The sequence below is a fragment of the Paraburkholderia sp. FW306-2-2C-D06C genome, from assembly GCF_058781505.1.
In genome coordinates this window covers 1-4,632 of record NZ_JBYSWU010000113.1, presented here as the reverse complement: position 1 = coordinate 4,632, position 4,632 = coordinate 1, and the positions used below count along the sequence as shown (strand labels likewise).

Annotated in this window: 8 protein-coding genes; 3 read left to right on the top strand and 5 right to left on the bottom strand. The window is 61.2% G+C overall.

Translation table 11 applies throughout. The features are described from left to right. The coding region (locus AC3WLT_RS36885) for a hypothetical protein (RefSeq protein WP_492596481.1) at positions 1-91 on the top strand (91 nt) is incomplete at its 5' end. Between the two features lie 249 nt (positions 92-340). On the opposite strand, the gene AC3WLT_RS36880 is transcribed toward AC3WLT_RS36885, so the two are convergent. Genes AC3WLT_RS36880 through AC3WLT_RS36870 form a run of 3 tightly spaced genes read right to left on the bottom strand, consistent with a single transcriptional unit; the run spans position 341 to position 1,908 of the window. Then, positions 341-502, bottom strand: coding sequence for a hypothetical protein (locus AC3WLT_RS36880; protein WP_492596480.1), 162 nt, complete (start codon positions 500-502; stop codon positions 341-343). Continuing rightward, complete coding sequence (locus tag AC3WLT_RS36875) at positions 499-918, bottom strand: alpha/beta fold hydrolase (protein WP_492596479.1); 420 nt, start codon at positions 916-918, stop codon at positions 499-501. The genes AC3WLT_RS36880 and AC3WLT_RS36875 overlap by 4 nt, the downstream gene beginning before the upstream one ends. 9 nt (positions 919-927) lie before the next feature. Then, entirely contained in the window at positions 928-1,908 is a 981-nt protein-coding gene (locus AC3WLT_RS36870) for a GlxA family transcriptional regulator (RefSeq protein WP_492596478.1), read from the bottom strand. Between the two features lie 98 nt (positions 1,909-2,006). On the opposite strand from AC3WLT_RS36870, the gene AC3WLT_RS36865 reads away from it, so the two are divergent. Both AC3WLT_RS36865 and AC3WLT_RS36860 read left to right on the top strand, forming a co-directional pair. Next, complete coding sequence (locus AC3WLT_RS36865) at positions 2,007-2,441, top strand: tautomerase (protein WP_492596477.1); 435 nt, start codon at positions 2,007-2,009, stop codon at positions 2,439-2,441. Between the two features lie 4 nt (positions 2,442-2,445). Then, entirely contained in the window at positions 2,446-3,279 is an 834-nt protein-coding gene (locus tag AC3WLT_RS36860) for a dienelactone hydrolase family protein (RefSeq protein ID WP_492596476.1), read from the top strand. A gap of 73 nt (positions 3,280-3,352) precedes the next feature. Here AC3WLT_RS36860 and AC3WLT_RS36855 read toward each other — a convergent pair whose 3' ends face one another. Both AC3WLT_RS36855 and AC3WLT_RS36850 read right to left on the bottom strand, forming a co-directional pair. After that, a complete protein-coding gene (locus tag AC3WLT_RS36855) occupies positions 3,353-4,129 on the bottom strand; it encodes a hypothetical protein (protein WP_492596475.1) in 777 nt (258 codons plus the stop codon). A 271-nt stretch (positions 4,130-4,400) separates the two neighbouring features. Further along, on the bottom strand, positions 4,401-4,632 hold a 232-nt coding region (locus tag AC3WLT_RS36850), incomplete at its 5' end, for a hypothetical protein (RefSeq protein WP_492596474.1).

The window sequence follows — 4,632 nt, the reverse complement described above, 5'->3', positions numbered from 1 at the left end:
CCGCTGGCAGCGTTTCGCAGGCAATCCCCTGTCCGTCTTCGGTTTTGTGATTCTTGCACTGCTGATCGTCGTCGCGGTTGCTCACTTATGACGGAGCAAGGCTGCTCAGTCCAAATGACGGTGATTAGCAGTGGCGAGGGATATTGGCAGAGGCGCAAGCATGTCGATAGTCGCCCAGTCGCCGTCCAGTTGTTGAGGTTCGTTAATTCCGCTATTGGGTGGACGATAACCCCGACCTGCAAAGGTCCGGCATTCTACCCGATTCGCTAGATGCAGCTCAAACGCTTGCTTGGCGCAGCTCTCAGCCGATTTCATCAACTGGAAGGAAACTCGCAAACAGTTATACGTGCTGGCGGAACCAGTCGATCTGCTTGTCGATGCTGCTGTCGACGTGCCGCCCATCGTACATGTCGTAGTGACCGGCGGTTTTCTCGACGTGAAGTTTCTTCGTGGTTGCCGATACGGCTTCAAAGAGTGCGATACCATGGTTCAGCAGGTTCACGCCATCTTCGCCGGCAATGACCACCAGCACCGGGCACGCGCAGCATGCTCCTTCGGCTTGTAGTTCAGCATCTCGCGAACGGTCAGGAATGGGATCTTGATGTCCATCGCGGGATAGCGTTGCCGGTTTTCTTCGACAAACGCCTTCGACTGTTCGTCTGTCAGCACCTTCGTGATCGCGACGAACATCTCCTTGCCAGTGTTCAGTTTCTTTTCATGCATGCGGTCGAGCGTCGCGACGAATGCCTGTTTTTCGGCTTCAGTCATGTTGCGCGTAACAACCTGTTCGCCGTCAGCAAAGCCGAGCTGGCTAACGACGGCCTTGATCGACGGATCACTTGCAGCTGCCGCGAGCACGTGACCGCCGCCCAGCGATGTGCCCCACAGCCCGACGCGCGCGGCGTCAATGCCAGCCACCAACGCCAATTAAGCCACTATTCGCGGTGGCCTGAACTGACTGGGATTGGCTCCCGCCAACTTGCGCATCAAGCGCCGCAATGCGGTGGCATCCTGGTACCCGACTTCGGCCGCGACCTGCTCCACGGTCATGCGACTCGATGCCAGCAGGGCTCGCGCGCGGCGCAGACGCACGCTTTGAATCAGCGCGAGCGTGCTCTTGCCTGTGGCATGTCGTACACGCCGTGCGAGCGTTCGCTCGGACACGCAAAAATCACGGGCAAGCTCGACGATTGTCGGCGGTGTCGGCAGCGCGCGTTCGATGCGCGCCGCGAGATGTGCCACCAGATCGTCGCAATTCGCCAGCACCTCCGGAACGACGAACGGCGCCTGTGCCTGACGGCCATCGATGAGCAGAAACCGCGATACGGCCTCAGCCAACGCGCTGCCGCAGCGCGAACGCAGCAGGTGCAGCATCAGGTCGGTCTGCGCGAAGGCGGCACCCGCTGTCACCACCGGCCCGTCAGCGCACACCATGCGGCCGGCGTCGACCGAACACGCCGGTGCGAGGTGCTGAAGAGCCGGCGCCAACCACCATGAGGTGGTTGCTTTGCGTCCGTCCAGCAGGCCCGCGCGTTGCAGCAGGAAGACGGCGGAGCATGACGCCGCGACATGGCCGCCGCGGCGTGCGTGGTGCCGAAGCAGGCGAATTACAAGCTCGGCGTCGTCTTTCTCGAATCGCTTCTGCGCGTCGTCGGCCCGATTCAGGCCCAGGCCGGGAACGATCCACGTCGACCGATCGGCTCGCGGCAGCCTCATGATCTTCTCCGCTTCGACAGACATGCCGCTTTGCAGCCGAACCGGAACCTCGCCGACCGAGACGATCCGCCACCGGGGCGATGCGACGCCGGTACGCGGTGCCAGCGCGGCGGCCGCGTTCAGGATGTCTAGCGTGACGGCCACGCTCGTCGCATAGGCGCCATCGAGAACGAGAACGGTGTAATCCTGCATTGTCGGAAAACGCCTGAAAGATGTCGATTCGGACACTGTCATTCTCGAGTTGGAACGCCTCTAATGCAAGCGTTCCATTTCATGCGCCGGAGCGCCACATGCCGAACGTCCTCATCAAGATTCCCAGCCATTCCTTTCGCGGCGAGCGACGCGCTGCGCTGGTGCAAAAGGTCAACGAGGCCGCAGCCGAGGCCGGGCGGATACCGGCCGATCCGCGCAAGCGCTTCTTTTGTTGGGTGTTGGTCGGGGAGGTCGATGCCGGTGCCTGGACCTGCAGTGGGGCCGACCTTACGACGCAAATGGTGCCTCGCGGTCGTGTCTTCGCCGGCCGTCGTCGATGCGCGCGACCGTGCCCAGTATGCGCGGCTCATGCACGCGGCGTTCGAAGAGGCGATGCCGCCGGCCGACAAGCGTCGACTTGCCACGTCGGTGATCTGCGCGAGGTTGCCGACGGCGCGCTATGGCGTCTGTCCGACTTCTCGATGTGCGGGTATACACATCTGCGGCATCTCGTCGATGAGGCCCAGGCCTGAATCCATGAAACCGCGCAACCTGACAGAGGACGATCCCCTCGACGACTTCGTTCACCGCGAGATCACGCTCGATGGTGCGACAAAGCTCGTGCACGTCGCCGGCTTGGGGCCGGCCGTGATCGTGATGACCGAGATGCCTGGTATCAGCCCGCACGTCGCACGATTTGCGCGGTGGGTGTGCGATGCGGGTCTGACCGTCTACATGCCGTCGCTGTTTGGCCGCGACGGAGCCGTGCCGGATGCGCGGGAGGGCGTGGACGTGTTTCGCCGGGCGTGCGTCAGCGCGGAGTTTCGCGCATTTGCCGCCAACGAATCGAGTCCGGTCACGCAGTGGCTGAGAGCGCTCGCCAGGCTTGCGCATGAGGAATGCGGCGGCCCTGGCATCGGTGCGATCGGCATGTGCTTCACCGGAAACTTCGCGCTCTCGATGATGCTCGAGCCCGCGATGTTGGCGCCGGTGCTATGTCAACCGTCGCTGCCGCTCGACGACGCGGCCGGTCTGGAAATCGCGCCAGGCGAACTCGAAGCCGTCCGCACGCGGCTTGAGCGGGAGAACCTCGAGGTGCTGGCATACCGATTCGAAGGTGATCGGTTTTGCCGCGCCCAACGCTTTGCCGCCTATGCGGAGGCACTCGGCGAGCGCTTCGTCGCGCGCGTGCTTCCGGACCGTGCCGCCAACCTGGATGTGGCGCCGTTCTTCGCGCATCACGTGGGATGTCCGCACAGCGTGGTTACGGCTCATCTGATCGACGCCGCAGGACAGCCCACCATTGCCGCTCGCGACGAAATCCTGTCGTTTTTTGTTCGGTGCCTCTATGCGGTGGCCCGGCCGTGGTGAGCTATCTGCTCTCGCTACGTTGAACCGCATCATTCCAGCTGCCTCCGACAAGCATGAAAGATGATTTCGTTGCTCAGGAGTTGAGCCTGTTCCTAAGAAGCCGGCGAGCCAAGCTTAAACCGGAGAATTTCGGCTTCGTGGTCGGGCGCCGGCGCGGGCGAGGCCTGCGACGGGAGGAAATCGCACAACTCGCGGGCGTCAGTGTCACGTAGTGCACATGGCTGGAGCAAGCTGAGCGCGAATTTCTATCATAGGTCTCGCAGTCATAGAAGCCCATCGTTTTCATAAATGAACTGCGCAGTTCCCTTGCGGCGTTCGGTCGCATCAAGTTGCAAATGACGGCGTCGGATATCGTTTCTGGGGACCGTCGTCGCAACGCCAGGACTGTTCCGGTATCCAGAAACGGCACCGACTGCGACATTCCAGAATAATTCGGCAAATCTGTATAACTTTGGCGCTTATGATAGAAATTCGCGCTCAGCTTGCTCCACCCCCATAGCGGGCAGAACGCTGCCTCCAAATACCAAGGCGGCTCGCAGGCACACGACACAATGCGTGGGCTGCGGAAGCTGACGGTACCAAACACGGTATCCACTTCGCGTTGCCGGTAGTCCTTCAACGCCGTCCAGCGATGGCATCGTCGACAGATGCGCCGCAAGGTGCAGATTTCGTCGGTCTGGGCGGGGAACACCGCCTGTTGGAGGTTATGAAGCAGTTGCTTTCCCTCCGCCATCGACAGCCCTACCGATTCGGCATCGAGCATTTGGCTTGGCCGGTCAATCCGGCCCACCTCGATCGTCTTTGCATCACCCCAGTCGGTAATCAATTCGACGCGAATGACGATCTTCATCGCACATCTCGGCATAGACACCAGCAAGGTCCAATGCTACCGCGCCGAAACCCCCACTCCTTTTAACAGTCCCAGCGCTGCTCGCTGTGCCTTATAAACTGGTCTTTGGGTCCAGAAGACTTTGTGTCATTTGACAGGCGTAGTTCGCACCGTATGCGTACTCGGCCGGTGGCAGTTGACTAACCAGAAGCGCCTTTTCGGCTGCCGTCAGCGCCAGTCTGAGCCATCCGGCGCGCTGTGCTGTGCGCGCATAGTCAAGCTCGCGTTGCTCCTAGGGACCGAGTGCGCCCTCGCGCGTGTCTTCAATCGCTTGCTGGCACTGCTCGATCAAAATAGCAACTTCGCCTTCGTGGCCGGCGTAGTCATCTGCGATGAGCTCGAAGCAGTCTGCGATAGCCATCAATAAGTCGCGATACATGATGTCCCCTTTTCCGATATTTATGTGGCGTCCGCGGCGCGAGCAGCCAGCTCCGCCAAATGCTCGATTACCTTTGCTCGCGGCC

Bases quoted from the DNA above. Each gene is read 5' to 3' on its own strand.
- AC3WLT_RS36870 (WP_492596478.1), bottom strand. From the start codon at position 1,908: ATGCAGGATTACACCGTTCTCGTTCTCGATGGCGCCTATGCGACGAGC.
- AC3WLT_RS36865 (WP_492596477.1), top strand. From the start codon at position 2,007: ATGCCGAACGTCCTCATCAAGATTCCCAGCCATTCCTTTCGCGGCGAG.
- AC3WLT_RS36860 (WP_492596476.1), top strand. From the start codon at position 2,446: ATGAAACCGCGCAACCTGACAGAGGACGATCCCCTCGACGACTTCGTT.
- AC3WLT_RS36855 (WP_492596475.1), bottom strand. From the start codon at position 4,129: ATGAAGATCGTCATTCGCGTCGAATTGATTACCGACTGGGGTGATGCA.